Below are 17,623 nucleotides of genomic sequence, written 5' to 3'. Positions count from 1 at the left end.
GAAAATCAGCTCGTGAAGGTGAATTGCTGCGGCATTGCAGGGCCGGGATTGGGCCAGGACCAGCTATCCGGCTCCTTCTCGGGAACATTGCGCAGATTGTTGCGGATGATGCCGAAGCCGCCGACGGCAAGGCAAAGGCCGACGGTCTCGAATTCCTCGGCCGCGATGTCGAAGATCTGCTTCATGATCGCACCGCGCTTGTCGAGATCGGCTGTCGACCGCGCTTCGTCGAAAAGCTTCATGCGCTTCTTCTGGCTTTCCGGCGGTTCTTCGCCGCGCGCACCGTTAGAGGTGTACCAAAGCGTCCATGGGATGGCGTAACGCGAACCCTGCGGATGGAAGGCGAAGAAATCGCGCGGATCGAGCATCGGATCGAGACCGCCAGGACCTGGCCACACTGCCGCATCATGGGCGTTATCGTCGCCGCGGGTGTAATAGAGCGCCCGCTCGATCGTGTTGACCTTCATGTCGACACCGATCTGAGCCCAATGCGCCTTGACCAGTTCCAGGGCATCGACGAGGTCGGGATAGAGCGTCGGAATGACGTCGATCGAGAAGAACACCTTCTGGCCGTCCGGCCGGAGGCGGAAACCGTCGCCGCCTTTCTTATAGCCGGCCTCATCGAGCATCGCGCCTGCCTTGTCGGCGTCAAACTCGGTGAATTGGCGCGCATATGTCTCGTTATACCAGGGATGGGTCGGACGCGGCCCGGCCTGGTAGGGTTCGCTCTGTCCGAAATAGACGATGTCGATGAGCTCCTGGCGATTGATGCCGATCGAGAGCGCTTGCCGGAACGACTTGTCGGCAAACATCTTGCGCATGGCAGGATCTTTGTGGGTGATGTTGAAATAGATCTGGCACTGTTGCGAGGCCGAAGGCACGAGCGTCAGCAGCCGGTAATCGCCCTTTTCCATGTTCTTGGACAGCGTCGGCTTGTTGGCGAGAACGCTGATGTGACGTTCCTGAATGTCGATCTTACCGGAGATGACGTTCAGCATCAGCGATTCGACGTCCTGCGAGATGCCGAAGTTGATTTCATCGATGTAGGGGAGCTGGTTGCCCTCGGTATCGACCTGCCAGAAATAAGGGTTGCGGGTCATGACGACGCGCGTCGCGCCGCCGGCATAGGGCTCTTTGACCACCCATGGATCGAGCGTCGGCTTGTCGACATTGCCCCATCGCGACGGGATCTCGATGTCGCCGCAACGGCTGCGGAACAGCTCTGTCCAACTGGTGACACCGGCCTTCTTCGCATCGGCCTCGATATTGGGATTACATTTGGGCAGGAACTGGCTGCAATAATGCTTCGGAAACAGCGTCGGATGCTGGCCAAGCGGCGTGGCGAGGTTTTCCAGATAAAGCGCGTTGGCCGCAGCAAAGGTGAACTTCACCGTGTAATCGTCGATCTTCTCGACCGTGACCGGCTTGCCGGCGACAGCAAGCTGCGCCGGTGTCGAGCTGTAGAGCTCGGTGTTCTTGACACAGTCTTCAATCGCGAAGACGACGTCATCGGCCGTAAAGGGATGACCGTCGGACCAGCGCACGCCTTCGATCAGATGGAAGGTGAATTGTGTTGCGTCGTCGCTAACTTCCCAGCGCTCGGCAAGGTTCGGCTGCACGGCGGTAAAATCGAGGTTCCAGCGCACAAGGCTCTGGTTGCCGACCATACGCAGGATGCCGTTATGGTCGGATGAACCGCGAAGGCCGCGGCGCAGCGAACCGCCATAAGTGCCGACCTTCTCGAACGGCGTCACGACCATCGGCTTTTTCGGCAGGCGCTCGGCGAGCGGCGGTAGCTTTCCATCCTTGGCGAGCTGCGCAAGGGCCGGCGCTTCGCCGCCTGCGGCGGACACGCGACCGGCAATAGACAGCGCCGCGACGCCAGCCATGCCGCCAAGCACGGCGCGGCGGGTGACGCCACGCGACAGTATTTCTTTGGCCATCGAATTCCTCCCTTTTGGGCCGGCGCAGCCTTTGCGCCGGCTGATGCGGCGGGCTCCCGACCCGACGCTGACGCCCTCCTCGGCGCTACGACCGAAACCATAGACACGTTCTCAAATGATTACAAGAGTTGACAGATAATTACAAATTTTGTAGCCATGTTGCATTGAAATGCGACGTTGTGCCGTTGAAATACGGCCAACCGGACGAAAAACGTTGGATCTGTCAAATGCTGTACGCCGTCCTGAACATATGGTCGGCGACAGCCAGGGTGCGGCCGCCGACCCGGCGCACGTGGCGTTGAGAGAAAAGGACCATGATGACATTCGCGGTCGATGCCGTTTCGAACAGGAGCGCAACGCGCTTCAGTGACATCATCTACGAGAAGATCGTGGGGATGATCGCCGACGGCAATTTTCCGGTGAATGAACGACTGCCGCCGGAGACGAAGCTCGCCGCGGATTTCGGCGCATCGAGACCCGTCGTGCGCGAAGCGCTCGAACGCTTGAGAGCCGATGGCCTGGTCGTTTCGCGCAAGGGTTCCGGTTCCTATGTCAGGCAAAGGCCGGATTCGTCGATGCTGAAAATGGTGCCGGTCGGCTCCTTGGCCGATGTCCAGCGGTTCTTCGAATTCCGCGCCGGTCTCGAAGCCGAGGCGGCGGAGCTTGCAGCGCGAAACTGGCAACCGGTCGACAAGGAGCGCATAACGGCAGCGCTTCTTTCGATTGAGCAATGCTTGCGCAATGGGGAGCTTGGCGCCGAGGAGGACCAGGCTCTGCACGATGCAATTGCCATGGCGACCGGTAACCAGTTCCACATCACCCTGCGCGAGTGGTTCAAGCCGCATTTCGCCATCGGGCATTCCGTTACACGAAGCTTGAGCTTGAAGCGGACGCCGGAACAGATCCGCAGCGTCCAGGATGAGCATGCGGTGATCGTCGAGGCGATCTTCGCGCACCGGGAAACCGAAGCGCACGATGCGATGAAAAGACACATACTGAATGCGCGCGCCCGCATGTTCCAGGGCGTTTGAGCGATATGGGAGGAGAGACGATGAAACGGGTCGCTATGACGGGTGCTGCCGGACGTGTAGGGACGCTGCTGCGTCCGCTTCTTCGGTCGCATGTCGAGCACCTCAGCCTGATCGATCTCCAGGAACCTGGCGGGCTTGGCGAAAACGAGAATTTCGTCAGGGCCGACCTTACAAAGCTCGACGAGGCGACGGCTGCGCTGAAGGATATCGATGGCGTCGTCCATCTGGCGGGTATCGCAAGCGGCACGGACATGAACGCCATTCTGCACGCGAACGTGCTTGGAACATACAATCTCTACGAAGCGGCGCGGATCAACAAGGTTCAGCGGGTCGTCTATGCATCGAGCAATCATGCCACCGGCTTTTATCCGCGCGGCCAGCTGGTGTCGCCGCTCGACCCGATGCGCCCCGACAGCCCATATGGACTTTCCAAATGCTGGGGCGAACTTGTGGCGGGGCTTTATTACGACACATCGGGCATTCGCTCTCTTTCCATCCGCATCGGCAATGCGGGCACCTATCCCAACAGCGAGCGATCCATTGCCATCTGGATCAGCGCGCGAGACCTGGCGCAATTGGTCAGGATCGGCCTTTCGCACCCGTTGATCGCAGCAACAGTGGTCTACGGCGTTTCTGACACCGAGGAGATGTGGTGGGAGAACGATCTGGCGACACGATTGGGCTACCAGCCGCAGGACCGGCCGCGTGACCACGCCCTGATCGAAGAGGGATCCGAAGGGCCGGTCGCGCTGGCGTTCCAGGGTGGCGGGTTCTGTGAGATCAATCACGACGGCACCATCCGCATGCGCGACGCCGATGGCTTGGCCAAGAGCCCGGAGACGGTTGAATGACGGCGCCTCGGGTCATCCGCCCGGACGTCCGTTCCGTTATCCAGCAACCGCTGACGGTCGGTGAATCGCCGGTATGGGACGAGGAGACCGGCACTCTGTGGTTCGTCGATATTCTGGCGCCGGCACTCGTCCGGCTTTCGCATTCAGGAAAGATCGACCGCTTCGACATGCCGGCCGCAATCGGCGCGCTCGGGCTTTGCCGCGATCACAGGATCGTCGTGGGGCTCCAGACGGGCGTCCATCTCTTCGATCCGGATTCGGGAGATTTCGAGTTTGTGTGCGATCCGGTTGGACGCGACATCAATTGCCGCCTCAATGACGGAAAGGTCGGCCCCGACGGGCACTTCTGGATCGGCTCGTTCAGCGAAGCCAAGCCGCAGACCAATGAGGCCGCACTTTTCTGCGTGAGCGCCGACGGCAGCACGCGGACCGTGGCCACAAAACTGACGAGCTCCAACGGCCTTGCCTGGTCGCCGGACGGCCGGCGGATGTATCACTCCGACAGCCGGCAATGCTTCCTGCAGGCATTCGACTTCGATCCTGATACGGGCGACCTCGGCGATGGGCGCCGGCTTCGCAGCTTCACGGAAGACGAGGGTCGGCCGGACGGAGCGACAACCGATCGTGACGGGTTCTACTGGAGCGCCGGCGTTTCCGCCGGCCGCCTCAACCGAATATCGCCCGAAGGCGAAATCGTCGAAATCTACATTCTGCCGGTCCCCGCACCGACGATGCCGTGTTTCGGGGGGCCGGATCTGCGTACCCTCTTCGTCACGAGCCTGTCGACGGATCGCAGCGGGCGTTTCGAAGCGGGAACGGTGATCGCCTTCGACGTGGATGCAAAGGGCCTGCCGCCCTTCCGCTTCGGGGATCATCCCGTCGGATGACAGCGTGCCTATCCTTCGGGTGACGACGGATTGATGGAAAGATAACGGGGAAGAAAGATGAGCATCGCAACCATGCGCAAGGCGCTTACAGGCGTATCGGGTGTTCCGGTCACCGCCTATGACGGCAGGGGTGAAGTCGAACCCCGGATCACGGCGAAGGTCTATGAGCGGGTGGCGGCAGCGGGCATTCACAACATCGTCGCTGCCGGCAATACCGGGGAATTCTATGCTCTGACACCGCAGGAAATCAGGATCGTCCACGAGGCGGCGGTTTCAGGTGTCGACGGCAAGGCACCGGTGACGGCGGCGATCGGCCGGTCGCTGCGCGAGGCGATCGGCATGGCGAAAGATGCGGCCGCGATCGGCGCATCCGCCGTCATGTCGCATCAGCCCGTCGATCCTTTCGCAGCACCTGCGGCCCAGATCGACTATTTCTGCAATCTTGCGGATGCTTCCGCCCTGCCGCTCATCGCCTATGTCAGGGCGGATGGTTTCGCCGTCGCCGATATCGTCCGCCTCGCAAATCACGGCAATATTGCCGGCATCAAATTCGCCACAACCGATCTGATGTTGTTGTCGAGAGCGATCCCGGCGGCGAGCCCCGGCGGCGCGCTGTTCGTCTGCGGCCTGGCGGAGAGCTGGGCGCCGACATTTACCGCAGCCGGCGCCCGCGGCTTCACGTCCGGCCTCGTCAATGTCGCGCCGAAGCTCTCGCTTGCGGTCCACGCTGCGCTTGAAAAAGGCGATTTTGCCGCCGCCAGGGCGATCGTCAACAAGCTCGAGCCATTCGAGCGGATGCGAACCAAATTCCGCAATGGCACGAACGTGACCGTCGTCAAGGAAGCCGTCACCTATTCCGGTCTCGATGTCGGTCCCGTGCGTGTGCCGGGATTGCCGCAGCTCGACCAGCATGACCGCGAGGAGCTTCATCGGCTGCTTCAAGGCTGGGAGGCCGAAGGCGACATTCAAACTCATTCAGACCAGTCGGCCGTAAAGGCGGCCGGCTGATTTCGACGCTATCCACAAACAACAGGATTGGGAGGTCTTGAGATGCTGAGACAAGTACTGACAACGATCGCAATTGCCGGCGCCCTGACGACGGCGCAGCCCAGCTTCGCGGCGTCGCCGCCCAATATGCTGGTGATCGGCACCAATCTCACCGGTATAAGGACGCTCGATCCAGCGCAGAACAATGCCCGCACGGTTTCCGAACTGATCTCGAACCTCTACGACAACCTCGTGCAGCTGTCGCCGGACGATCTTAAGACGCTGAAGCCGATGCTCGCGACGCAATGGAGCGTCTCGGCGGATGGTAAGATCATCACGCTGACATTACGCGACGACGCCGTCTTCCAGAGCGGCAACAAGGTGACCGCCGAGGATGCGGCCTGGTCGATCCAGCGCGTCATCAAGATGGGCCAGGTCGGCTCCACCGACATCGCGCTCTGGGGCTTTACGCCTGAAAACGTCGAAAAGCTCGTTCGCGCAAAAGACGAACACACGCTCGAGATCGAGCTGCCGCAGTCGGTCAATACCGATCTGGTGCTCTATTCGCTGGCGGGCTCGTCGATCGGCATCGTCGACAAGAAGACGGTTCTGTCGCACGAGGCGAACGGCGATTTCGGCGGCGCCTGGCTTTCCGCCAATTCTGCCGGCAGCGGCCCATTCAGCCTGGCGCAGTGGCGGCCGAACGATGTCGCGATCTTCAATGCGCAGCCGAAATATTGGGACGGCAAGCCGGCCATGGCGCGCGTCGTCGCCCGTCATATCCCGGAATCCGGCAATCTCCGGCTTCAGCTCGAAGCCGGCGACGTCGATGTCGGCCAGTATGTGGCAAGCGGTGACCTCGATGCGCTCGCCACCAACAAGGACATGGTCATCGAGAATGTCCCGGGTCTTGGCTTCTACTATATCGCCCTCAATCAGAAAGACCCGGATCTGCAGAAGCCGAAAGTTCGCGAGGCCTTCCAGCATGCCTTCGACTGGAAAGCGATCTCCGGCAACATCATGCGCCATACGGGCTTTCCCTGGCAGTCGATGATCCCGCGCGGCATGATCGGCGCTCCCGGCGAGGCGGAGGTGCGCTACGATTACGATCCCGCCAAAGCCAAGCAACTGCTGGCGGAGGCCGGATATCCCAATGGCCTGAAGAAGGTGCTCAATCCGTCGGGAGCCCCGACCCTGCCCTTCGCCGAAGCGCTGCAGGCGAGTGCCCGCGCCGCCGGCATCGATCTCGATCTCGTGCCCGGCGAGTTCACGCCCGCCTTCCGCGAGCGCAAATTCGAAGTGCTGCTCGGCAATTCCGGCGCCCGCCTGCCCGATCCCTTCGCGGTCGCCACGCAATATGCCTTCAACCCCGACAATAGCGACGAAGCACGCCTCGGCAGCTATTACCTCTGGCGCACGGGCATGAAGGTGGACGAACTCAACACGCTCATCGACCAATCGATGAAGGAGCGCGACACGGAAAAGCGCACCGACATCTTCAAGAAGATGGATGGCATCTATGCCGGCATGGCTTCGCCGCTGGTCATCTTCTTCCAGCGAACCGACCCCTATGTCATGCGCGCCAACGTGAAGGGCTATCACGGGCATACGACATGGTCGACGCGCTGGCATGACGTGATCAAGGAGTAGAACGCCGTGGCAAGCGCCGATATGACATCGAAGGGGGAGAGCAGCCGGCACTCCCCGCTGGGCGGGTTCGCCGAGGCGGCCCCGCACCCGGCACTGAGCCTGCTACGGCGCCTGGCGGGACGCGTCGTGGCCGTCGTGACGACGCTGCTCGGCCTGCTCTTCCTGACCTTCTCGATGGGCCGCCTGCTGCCCGCCGACCCGGTGCTCGCCATCACCGGGGCGGAAGTCAGCAAGGAGGTTTACGATCGCGTCTATAACGAGCTGGGTCTTGGGCAGCCGATCTGGATGCAGTTCCTCTCCTACGTCGGCAACATCGCCACAGGCGATCTCGGTATGTCGGCGACGACGGGCCAGCCGATCCTCACCGATCTCCTGACGATCTTTCCCGCGACGATCGAACTTGCGATCATCGCCATGATCATCGGGGCGATCGTCGGCATTCCCTTAGGGGTCACCGCTGCGGTCAGGCGCGGAACCGTTATCGACCACATCGCGCGGATCGTCGCCCTTGCCGGCCACTCCATCCCGATCTTCTGGACCGGGCTGATGGCGCTCTTCGTCTTTTATGCGAAGCTGAAGCTCGTCGGCGCCTCGGGCCGGATCGATGTCTTCTATGAAGGCCTCGTCACGCCGATGACGGGCTTCCTCCTGATCGACGCGGCGATTCAGGGCCAATGGGACGTGTTTTACAACGCCCTTGGCCACATCATCCTGCCGGCGGCTATCCTCGGCTACTATTCCGTCGCCTATATCAGCCGCATGTCGCGGAGCTTCATGCTGGAGCAGCTAAGCCAGGAATACATCATCACCGCCCGGGCCAAGGGGCTCGGCACCCGCAAGGTGGTCTGGCGCCATGCATTCAAGAACATCCGCGTACAACTCCTGACGATCATGGCGCTGACCTTCGGCGGTCTGCTCGAAGGCGCGGTGCTGATCGAGACCGTCTTCGGGTGGCCGGGGCTCGGCCAGTACCTGACCCGGGGGCTGCAGATGAACGACATGAACGTGGTCATGGGTTCGGTGCTGACGATCGGCGCCGTCTTCCTGACGATCAACATCCTGTCGGACTTCCTTTATCGCATTCTTGATCCGAGGACACGGTGACGCCATGACGATCTCCTCTGAGCACGCAGACAGCGTCAACACCGGCGGCCTTCGCACCTGGCTGCTCGCACCGGAGCCTCGAGGCTGGTTCCAGTCATCGGCGCAGCAAATTCACCAGGGCTGGCGGAAATTCAGCCTGCACCCGCTTGGCCTGGCCGGACTAGCCATCATCCTGCTGCTGATCGTCGTGGCGCTCGCCGCCCCCCTGCTGACGAGCTACGATCCGATCGTTCAGGACATGGCCGGGCGGCTTGCCGCGCCATCGGCGAGCCATTGGCTCGGCACTGACAATTTCGGCCGCGACGTCTTTTCACGGGTGATCTATGGCGCCCGCACGACGCTCTACATCATCATGCTCGTCACGGTCATCGTCGCCCCGCTCGGCCTGCTGATCGGCACCGTCTCGGGCTATTTCGGCGGCATCGTCGATGAAATCCTGATGCGCATCACCGATATTTTTCTCTCCTTCCCCGGCCTCGTGCTGGCGCTGGGTTTTGCCGCAGCGCTCGGTCCAGGCATCACCAATGCGATCATCGCGATTTCACTGACGGCCTGGCCGCCGATCGCGCGCTTGGCGCGCGCCGAGACGCTCAGCCTGCGCAAGGCGGACTATATCGCCGCCGTACGCCTGCAGGGCGCGACATCGATCGCGATCATCACCCGTCACATCCTGCCGATGTGCATTCCCTCGGTGATCGTCCGCGTCACCCTCAATATGGCCGGAATCATCATCACTGCCGCCGGCCTCGGCTTCCTCGGCCTTGGCGCGCAGCCACCGTGGCCGGAATGGGGTTCGATGGCCGCCAGCGGACGTGAATTCATGCTCGATAGCCCCTGGGTCATCGCAGCACCCGGCATTGCCATTGCGCTCGTCAGCCTCGCCTTCAACCTTGTCGGCGATGCGCTTCGCGATGTTCTCGATCCCCGAGGTTCAGAATGACAGAGCCCTTGATCGATATTCAGAACCTCGAAATCGCATTTGGCGGCGGACAGGTGCGGGCCGTGCGCGGCGTGAGCTTTTCGCTTGGACAGGAAAAGCTCGGGATCGTCGGCGAATCCGGGTCGGGAAAGTCGACCGTCGGCCGCGCGATCATGAAGCTGCTGCCACCGACGGCGATCGTCAATGCCGAGCGGATGCGCTTTCGCGACGTCGATCTGCTCAAGGCGAACGAAAAAACGATGATGACGATCAGGGGGCGGCGGATCGGCCTGATCCTGCAGGATCCGAAATATTCGCTCAATCCCGTCATGCGGATCGGCGAACAGATCGCCGAGACCTACCGCTTCCATCATCCGAGGACGAGCAAGGTAAAGACCTGGCAACAGGCGCTCGATATGCTCGAGGCCGTCCAGATCCGCGATCCGGAGCGTGTGGCCCGCCTTTATCCGCACGAAATCTCGGGCGGCATGGGCCAGCGGGCGATGATCGCCATGATGTTGATTGCCGAACCCGAAGTGCTGATTGCCGACGAGCCGACCTCAGCGCTCGACGTGACGGTGAGGCTCGAGATCCTGGCCCTGCTCGACGAGCTCGTCTTGCGACGCAATCTCGGGCTGATCTTCATCAGCCACGACCTCAATCTCATCCGGAATTTCTGCGATCGCGTCCTCATCATGTATGCGGGGCGGGTCGTGGAAGTGCTCGAAGCGCGCGATCTCGACAAGGCCCGACATCCTTATACGCAAGGCTTGCTGGCATCCCTGCCGACGATCGAAGATCCCCCTGCCCGGCTGCCGATCCTGAAACGGGATCCGGCCTGGCTTGAAGAATTCGCATTGGAGCCGCCGCGGTGATTAAAATCGACAATCTTACGGTCCGCTTCGGACCCGGGCAGCGACCTGTCGTTCGAGACGTAAGCTTCGCCATCGAAAAGGGAACTGCTTTCGGCCTGGTCGGCGAGTCCGGCTGCGGGAAGTCCACTGTCCTGAGGGCGCTTTCCGGCCTCAACGCCAATTATGACGGCCGGATCGAACTCCAAGGCGAGCCGTTGACTCAACGGCGCAGTCGGCCATTCTTCCGCCAGGTGCAGATGGTGTTCCAGGACCCCTATGGATCTCTCCATCCCCGCAAGACCATCCGCTCGCAGTTGAAAGAACCGCTGCGCAACCAGGGCCTGGATACGAATTCCGTCGACGTCAACGCCGTCCTGAGATCGGTCGGCCTCGATCCGGCGCTGAGCTACAGATTTCCGCACCAGCTCTCCGGTGGCCAGCGCCAGCGCGTGGCGATCGCCCGCGCGCTGATGCTGGATCCGGACGTTCTGCTTCTCGACGAACCGACATCGGCGCTCGATGTCTCAGTGCAAGCCGAAATCCTCAATCTCCTCCAGGATCTGCGCACCAACCGCGGGCTGACCTATCTGCTCGTCAGCCACGACCTCGCCGTCGTCTCGCACATGTGCAGCCGCGTCGCCATCATGGAAGCGGGCGAGATCGTCGAACAGGTCGATGTCGGTGCCCTCCGAAGAGGTGCGGTCGAACACCCCTACTCGCAACGCCTGCTGCGCGCCAGCCGGATGTACGGAAAGGGGTAACTCTCGATCGATACGCGCCTGCTTCTTGAAGTCGTCGCAGGCCCGCCATACACGTCAAGCCGATCCGGCTGCCTAAACCAAAGGCAGTATCGATCGCCGATGATGTTGCGTAACCTTTGAAAGACGCTCGGCCATTCGCATGTTCACCCCGGCATGCTCAAGATTTTCGCTGGGCGGATCGGGGATTCCCAATCTAGCGTTATCCGCTTGATCTAGAGTACAGGCCAAGGTCGCTTATCACGGCAAATTCGCAACGCTGATAGAACTCCGACAGCGCCCCTCCTCGTTGTGAGATCAACCACACGCTGCTACATCCTTCAGCTGTGGCTGTTTCGAACATTGCAGAAAGTAGAGCGGTCCCTATTCCCTTACCCTGTGCGTCGGGCTGCACTGAAAGCTCGTCCACATAGATGACGGGGCCTGTATGGCGCCGCTGTCGTATCCCGAGCGCAATGCCGAGCACCTTGTCTCCGTCAACTGCCGCAAGTGCAATTGACCTGGGAGTTTCAAGCACATAGGTCACATTTTCTGCAGCCGCCTCAAGGCACCAGCTCTCATTCCACGGAGGCAGGGCATAGGCATTTACCAACACGCTGGCCGCGCCGCTAATGTGTTTTTCAATCAGACGCTCGATCCGAAATGGCATAAACTCGTCTCACGCTACGTGAGGTGACATTCGCCGAAGGCTGTTGATTTCGCAATGGTGTGTTGCCTGCATCCGCAGGTTTTTCGCCTAGCTTGTCCCTAAAAAGGTAAAGATCGCGACTACCCTAGGCAGGTCCGGGTCAGCGGGTTCAACCTCTATTTCCAGCTCGTATAATCGTCGGCGACGCAACCAAACGGCGCGCGATCCTGACCGAACCGCTTCTTCAGCTGCTCGCATCCCCACTCGTTCAACGGCGCTGGCATGAGATTGTTGATGTCCATGCCAGGCGATTGGAATGCTGTTGTGGAGGTCGTGACGTACCAAAGCCAGAAGCCGACCACGCCCACGACGATCAGAAGCAAGACACCGAAGAAAAGCTGCAGCCGCTTCCAGATCGATACCGTCCTTTTTGGTTCTTCAATCAAAACCGGTGCATTCCGGTCGTGTTCTTGCTGATACGCAAAGGGTGCAAGAGCTGCGGTGCGCTCGTTATCCGCAAGCTCCACGCGCTGCAGACGATCGTCGAGAAGCACCGGCAGGGCCGTATTGCCGTGCCTGACGGCCAGTCCGATCGCCTTGCCATTGGCTTCACCGACGATCAGAGGCTCCTCTCCATTCTTCATGCGCGTGTAAGCCGATCGCCCGGTTTTGTCGTCGGCGATCTTGTCATTATAGGTGATGGAAAGGACGCCGCGTTTGCGGTCGAATGCGGTAATCTCGACCGGGACGGGGGTCAGCATGGCAGGCCGAAGCAATTGGCCCTTGACCCACCAAATGCGGATAGCGAGAAAAATCATCCCCAGGCTCATGCCACCAAACAGTAGCGCAAATACCGTAAGCGTGATGATCCGATTCCAGAGCATGTCCAGACCCAGGCTCATCGTCGCAAGTTCAGGATGATCGGCTGATATCACAAGGCCGGTTTCGTAGTCGCCGGTATGGAAATCGACGAACATGACCTCCACCTCGGTGTCGTAGTCTCGTCCACCGTAGCTGTAGACAAGGCGTGCCTCGCAATCGGTAAGCACTGCCTTGCGTGTCGTGCATCGCCCGTTTTGCACGTCGCCATTTTCGAGCGTCAAAGGGTTCTGGCTGATCTGGAAATCGCGGATCACCCCTGGTGCTTCCGAGACGAATAGAAAGACAGCCAGCGCCAGGATAATGGGCGTCGACCAGAAATAAGCGCTCGGCGTGGAGATGACGTTGCGCGCCAACGAGAGCGGGCGACCAGGAAGAACAAGTGAAGGCAATGGCGTCGGACCCCTCATATGTGACAGCGCAATGGGCTGGCAAGCTCGGGCAGCGGCCAATGAGGCCGCAACTCAAAGCGCTGCGGCGTCCTTTGTGCATCTGAAAAGACGCGCGGCGCTATAGCGGAATTGACGTCGTTCCGGCCGGCTTGCACAATCTCATTGTGTAAGACCGATCTAAAACCTGAGGCGGGAGATCGCAATCCCTTTCAGCCTGCGTGGGCATCATTGGTCCATTGATCTTGTTGAAAACGTGCGCGCTGCGTTGGGAACGACGTCAATGCCTCCCATACGGAACCAAATCATCGCCGAGCGGTTATATGACACCCTCCTCCTCGATCAGCGGAGCGTCATGATGCGGATGTTAAGCGGCCCGAAAGTTACTCAGATGATCAAGGTCCTTGCCTGCGCCATTGCCGCTGCGACGGCGTCAATGCTCATGGCCGGCTCCGCCAATGCCGACGAGTCTGCTTTCCTCAAGACATTGGCAGGAAATTGGAGCGGTAAGGGTACGGTGAAAGTGCGGACAAATGCACCCACCTTGAAAGTCACTTGCCGTTTCAAGTCGGATGCGAATGCAGGTTCCCTTGCACTCAATGGGCGCTGCACCAGTCTCGCCATTTTTTCCCGTGTCATCAGCGCCAACCTCAGGGCCAGCGGTGAAATCTACACCGGCTCCTACGTGGGCGCGGGCACCGGCACCGCGGGCCTCGGCGGAAAACGCGCTGGTAATGCCATAAACCTCGCGATCAAATGGGCGAAAGAAGTGAATGGCGACCGACGTGCGCAGATGACGATCGAAAAAACCGGGGCGTCGGGCATGCGTCTCACAACCGTCGATACCGACCCCGCAACAGGTCGATCGGTTGTGACGAGCCGCATTGAGCTTCGTCGGAGCTGATATCTTTTTGCATTCAAAGAGCCGTTGTCGTGCTAAAGGGTTGATAGAGAAGCCCCGAAGCTATAGTTTCGCCTTCGCAAATCGTCGAACGATACAAGGAAATAGTTATCTCATGCCGACAGGTACCGTTAAATTCTTCAATGACGACAAGGGCTTCGGCTTCATTACCCCTGAGGGTGGCGGCCAGGACGTTTTTGTTCACGTGTCTGCGCTGCAGAGCGGCGGGTCGCTCCGCGAAGGCGACAAGGTCAGCTTCGAAATTGGACAGGATCGCAAGACCGGAAAATCGAAGGCTGAGAACGTCTCGACGCTCTGATCGAAATCGAAGATGGCCCAGCCTGCGTTGAGCGGGTTGGGCTCATCGAGTCGCGGGCGCGAATGCCTTCGTACTCTAAAGCGCGTCGTGCTCTTCGCGCTTTAAGGCTTTGTGTTACGCATGTCGTTGTCGCAAAGCCGCTGCACAGTTTTGCGCCACATGCTTTAAGCCGAAACGCCGACGATTGAGCCTGGCCGTGTCGTTTGATGTCCGCGCCTTTGAAATCATGAATATGACGCGTGAGGACGCTCATGCCAGCGCAGTGGCGGCAATCAGAGCATTGTCTCTCTGACAAAGGATGCTCCATGCATTCGTTTTAGACGATGCGATGAGCGGATCACATCACGCCCCTGACAGAATGCTATTCGCGGCCTTCTCGGCAATCATGATCACCGGCGAGTTGGTGTTGCCCGACACGATCGTCGGCATGATCGAGGCATCGACTACCCGCAGTTTCACCAGCCCATGCACCCGCAATTGCGGATCGACAACCGCCATCATGTCGCTGCCCATCTTGCAGGTACCGACAGGATGGAAGATCGTTGTGGCGATATCGCCGACGCGACGGATCAGCTCCTCGTCAGTCCGGTACTCCGCGCCCGGCAGCATCTCCTGCGGCCGGTACTTGGCGATCGCACCGGCCTCCATGAGCCGGCGGGCGTGCCGGATCGATTTCGTCGCAACCATCCGGTCGCCGACGGTCGAAAGATAATTCGGGCGGATTTCCGGCGACACGGAAAAGTCCGGGCCGCCAACATGCACGGTCCCCCGGCTCTCCGGCCGCAGATTGCAGACGGAGACGGTGACGGCGGGATATTTGTGCAGCGGCTCGCCGAGCCGGTCGGTGCTCAAGGGCTGCACGTGATATTCGAGATCGGCGGTCGCAACAGCCGGATCGCTCTTGGCAAAGATACCGAGCTGGCTCGGCGCCATCGACAGCGGCCCGGACCGGCGCAGCATATATTCAAGCCCCATGCCCGCCCGGGTGAACAGGTTGTGATAGAGCTGGTTCAGCGTCTTTGCGCCCTCGATGCGGAAGACCGTGCGGATTTGCAGATGATCCTGCAGGTTTTCGCCGACACCCGGAAGTTCATGGACGACGTCCAGTCCGGCAGCGGACAGCACATCCCGTCGACCGACCCCGGAAAGCTCCAGGATTTTCGGAGAATTGATCGCACCGGCAGACAGAATGACCTCGCGACCGGCGCGAGCCAGATGGTTCTGCCCGTTCAGCCGGAACCGTACACCGGTCACCATTCTGCCGTCGAATTCCAGCCGCTCGGTTTCGGCGCCGGTCAGCACGCGCAGATTGGGCCGCTTCATCGCCGGGCGCAGAAAGGCCTTCGTCGTGTTCCAGCGCAGGCCGGCGCGCTGGTTGACCTCGAAATAACCTGAGCCTTCATTGTCGCCATCGTTGAAATCGTCGGTCTTCGGGATACCGAGTTCTTCGGCCGCATCGCGAAAGGCATCGAGGATCGGCCAGGACAACCGCTGCTTTTCCACCCGCCATTCGCCGCCTGCTCCATGCATCCGCGACTGGCCCCGATAGTTGTCCTCGGATTTTAGGAAATAGGGCAGAACGTCGTCCCAGCCCCAGCCGAAATTGCCCGCCTGCCGCCAGCCGTCATAATCGGCCGCCTGGCCGCGCATGTAGATCATGCCGTTGATCGACGAGCAGCCGCCCAGCACTTTTCCACGCGGATAGGGCAGTGACCGACCGTTCAGTCCGGCTTCCGCTGCCGTCTTCATCATCCAATCGGTGCGCGGATTGCCCATGCAGTAGAGATAGCCGATCGGCACATGCACCCAATGATAGCGGTCGGTGCCGCCGGCTTCGAGCAGCAGGACGCGGGTCTTCGGATCGGCCGACAGCCGGTTGGCTAGAACGCATCCGGCCGATCCCGCGCCGACGATGATGAAGTCGTAGCTCCCCGCATCAATGGCTGCATCGTTCACACGGATATTCACGCCGCCGCCCCCGCTGCCACCGGCGGGACCGTCGTCAGACGCCGCCAGAGCGGCGCCATCGCCTCGGCGAGATCCTGATAGAGAGCGTAGCGGCGCGCATAATGCGCCTCGAGCGAGACATCCGGGCGATAATGGCGTTCGGTCCGGACCATGGCCGCAGCACCAGCGCCGAAGTCCGCGAAGAGGCCGGCGCCGGTTCCGGCCGCGATCGCCGCCCCCAGAGCACCGGTTTCGCGCGAGCGGGCGACAGTGACGGGTACGCCGAGCACATCGGCAAAGATCTGCGGCCAGATCAGACTGCGCGAGCCGCCGCCGGACAGCACGGCTTCGTTGAACACCGCGCCGGCCGTTCGGATCGCCTCGATGTGCTGGCGATGACCGAAGGCGACACCTTCGAGAAGCGCGCGAACGAGATGCCCCTTGGTGTGCCAGCCGGCAATGCCGTAGAAGCCGGCGCGCGCATGCCCGTCTTGCTGGGCACCATAGAGATATGGATGGTAGAGCGGGTCGTCTGCCGCGGGCTCGGTCGCCCCGGCCAGCGCGCAGCAGGCATCGAAGGGAGAAACGCCTTCTGCATGCTCGCCTTGGAAGAACTCCCGCACCAGCCATTCGAGATTGGCAGCCGAGGTGGCGCTGTTTTCCATCGCCATGTAGCGGGTGCGATCGAAAGTCGAGGACATGAAGACCGGCCCGTCGAGGTCGGGACCGTCTATGATGACCTGGTTGATGCTCCAGGTACCGGCAATGATCGAGGCGCTGCCGGTGCGCGAAACGCCCGAGCCGAGCGCCGAGGCGACGACGTCGAACAGCCCGCCGACCACAGGCGTACCGGCGGCGAGCCCGGTTTGCGTCGCCACCTCTTTCGTTACCGTACCGGCAATGTCGGCGCTTTCGATGAGCGGCGGCAAGAGGTCCATGCAATCGCCCAGTCCATAGGCCTCCATCAGTGCCCTGTCGTAGCGGCGCGCGGCAAGATCGAGCAAACCGGCACCCGACATGTCGGACACTTCGCTGACGCGGCGGCCGGTCAGGCGGTTGACGACGAAATCCTTGGAGAAGAACACCGTACCGATGCGGTTGAACAGTTCCGGCCGGTGACGCTTCAGCCAGGCAAGCAATGTCGGCGTCTGGGATGGCCACGGGCGCTGGCGGGCAATCGGATAGGTCCGGTCACCAACGCCGGCTTCTCGCCATTCATCGACCAGCCCGGCCGCCCGCGTATCGAGCGACTGGATGCCGATGAGCGGAGCGCCGTCGCGATCAAGCGCATAGAGACCGTTGCCATGCCCGGCGCAACCGATCGCGGCGATTTCCTCCGGCGGGATCTCTGCCTTTTCGATGCAGGTGCGGATGACCTGCCGGGCATTCGCCCATAATTCGTCCAGCCCCCGCTCGACATGGCCCGGGCTCGGCATGCGGCTGTGTCCCTCTTCGGACGCAGCCGCGATCTCGTTGCCCGCCCGGTCGAAAATCACCGCCTTGATGACGGTGTTTCCGGCGTCTAGCCCCAAAAGATAGTTTCCCATGCAGAACCCCTCCCAAGATTCGAAATCGC

General features: G+C 61.0%; 16 protein-coding genes. 11 read left to right on the top strand and 5 right to left on the bottom strand.

Annotated features, from left to right (window positions below):
* Positions 1-5: 5 nt before the first annotated feature.
* Positions 6-1,943: an ABC transporter substrate-binding protein gene (locus RlegSU303_RS28895; RefSeq protein ID WP_131718965.1), complete on the bottom strand. Its 1,938-nt coding sequence runs from the start codon at positions 1,941-1,943 to the stop codon at positions 6-8.
* Between the two features lie 317 nt (positions 1,944-2,260).
* On the opposite strand from RlegSU303_RS28895, the gene RlegSU303_RS28890 reads away from it, so the two are divergent.
* The 9 genes from RlegSU303_RS28890 to RlegSU303_RS28850 are packed head-to-tail and all read left to right on the top strand — an operon-like array spanning position 2,261 to position 10,987.
* Entirely contained in the window at positions 2,261-2,974 is a 714-nt protein-coding gene (locus RlegSU303_RS28890; protein WP_025397252.1) for a FadR/GntR family transcriptional regulator, read from the top strand.
* A gap of 20 nt (positions 2,975-2,994) precedes the next feature.
* On the top strand, positions 2,995-3,825 hold the full coding sequence (locus RlegSU303_RS28885) for an NAD-dependent epimerase/dehydratase family protein (protein WP_017956636.1): 831 nt from the start codon (positions 2,995-2,997) through the stop codon (positions 3,823-3,825).
* Positions 3,822-4,712 (top strand): SMP-30/gluconolactonase/LRE family protein, encoded by an 891-nt coding sequence (locus RlegSU303_RS28880; RefSeq protein ID WP_094088192.1) that lies wholly within the window; start codon positions 3,822-3,824, stop codon positions 4,710-4,712. The genes RlegSU303_RS28885 and RlegSU303_RS28880 overlap by 4 nt, the downstream gene beginning before the upstream one ends.
* Positions 4,713-4,769: 57 nt before the next feature.
* The gene (locus tag RlegSU303_RS28875) at positions 4,770-5,720 is read left to right on the top strand and encodes a dihydrodipicolinate synthase family protein (RefSeq protein WP_017956638.1); all 951 of its coding nucleotides are present in this window, start codon (positions 4,770-4,772) and stop codon (positions 5,718-5,720) included.
* A gap of 42 nt (positions 5,721-5,762) precedes the next feature.
* Complete coding sequence (locus RlegSU303_RS28870) at positions 5,763-7,349, top strand: ABC transporter substrate-binding protein (RefSeq protein WP_094088193.1); 1,587 nt, start codon at positions 5,763-5,765, stop codon at positions 7,347-7,349.
* Positions 7,350-7,355: 6 nt separating this feature from the next.
* Positions 7,356-8,453, top strand: coding sequence for an ABC transporter permease (locus tag RlegSU303_RS28865; protein ID WP_017956640.1), 1,098 nt, complete (start codon positions 7,356-7,358; stop codon positions 8,451-8,453).
* Positions 8,454-8,457: 4 nt separating this feature from the next.
* On the top strand, positions 8,458-9,393 hold the full coding sequence (locus tag RlegSU303_RS28860) for an ABC transporter permease (protein ID WP_017956641.1): 936 nt from the start codon (positions 8,458-8,460) through the stop codon (positions 9,391-9,393).
* The gene (locus RlegSU303_RS28855; RefSeq protein ID WP_017956642.1) at positions 9,390-10,247 is read left to right on the top strand and encodes an ABC transporter ATP-binding protein; all 858 of its coding nucleotides are present in this window, start codon (positions 9,390-9,392) and stop codon (positions 10,245-10,247) included. Before RlegSU303_RS28860 ends, RlegSU303_RS28855 begins: the two co-directional genes overlap by 4 nt.
* Entirely contained in the window at positions 10,244-10,987 is a 744-nt protein-coding gene (locus RlegSU303_RS28850) for an ABC transporter ATP-binding protein (protein WP_017956643.1), read from the top strand. The genes RlegSU303_RS28855 and RlegSU303_RS28850 overlap by 4 nt, the downstream gene beginning before the upstream one ends.
* Before the next feature lie 199 nt (positions 10,988-11,186).
* On the opposite strand, the gene RlegSU303_RS28845 is transcribed toward RlegSU303_RS28850, so the two are convergent.
* Together RlegSU303_RS28845 and RlegSU303_RS28840 are read right to left on the bottom strand one after the other, a co-directional pair.
* Positions 11,187-11,633 (bottom strand): GNAT family N-acetyltransferase, encoded by a 447-nt coding sequence (locus tag RlegSU303_RS28845; RefSeq protein WP_017956644.1) that lies wholly within the window; start codon positions 11,631-11,633, stop codon positions 11,187-11,189.
* 155 nt (positions 11,634-11,788) lie between these two features.
* On the bottom strand, positions 11,789-12,901 hold the full coding sequence (locus RlegSU303_RS28840; RefSeq protein ID WP_017956645.1) for a hypothetical protein: 1,113 nt from the start codon (positions 12,899-12,901) through the stop codon (positions 11,789-11,791).
* Positions 12,902-13,271: 370 nt separating this feature from the next.
* On the opposite strand from RlegSU303_RS28840, the gene RlegSU303_RS28835 reads away from it, so the two are divergent.
* Both RlegSU303_RS28835 and RlegSU303_RS28830 read left to right on the top strand, forming a co-directional pair.
* The gene (locus tag RlegSU303_RS28835; protein WP_231283885.1) at positions 13,272-13,784 is read left to right on the top strand and encodes a hypothetical protein; all 513 of its coding nucleotides are present in this window, start codon (positions 13,272-13,274) and stop codon (positions 13,782-13,784) included.
* A 112-nt stretch (positions 13,785-13,896) separates the two neighbouring features.
* Positions 13,897-14,100 (top strand): cold-shock protein, encoded by a 204-nt coding sequence (locus RlegSU303_RS28830; RefSeq protein WP_017956647.1) that lies wholly within the window; start codon positions 13,897-13,899, stop codon positions 14,098-14,100.
* Positions 14,101-14,442: 342 nt separating this feature from the next.
* Here the strand turns inward: RlegSU303_RS28830 and RlegSU303_RS28825 are convergent, their stop codons facing one another.
* Positions 14,443-16,068 (bottom strand): GMC family oxidoreductase, encoded by a 1,626-nt coding sequence (locus RlegSU303_RS28825; protein WP_131643217.1) that lies wholly within the window; start codon positions 16,066-16,068, stop codon positions 14,443-14,445.
* Positions 16,065-17,594 carry an FGGY-family carbohydrate kinase gene (locus RlegSU303_RS28820; RefSeq protein ID WP_017956649.1) on the bottom strand — a complete coding sequence of 510 codons (1,530 nt, stop codon included), beginning with the start codon at positions 17,592-17,594 and terminating at the stop codon, positions 16,065-16,067. Before RlegSU303_RS28820 ends, RlegSU303_RS28825 begins: the two co-directional genes overlap by 4 nt.
* Positions 17,595-17,623 lie beyond the last annotated feature (29 nt).

The sequence above is a fragment of the Rhizobium sp. SU303 genome (genome assembly GCF_021052345.1).
Lineage (GTDB): Bacteria > Pseudomonadota > Alphaproteobacteria > Rhizobiales > Rhizobiaceae > Rhizobium > Rhizobium laguerreae.
This window is presented reverse-complemented; position numbering and strand designations above follow the sequence as displayed.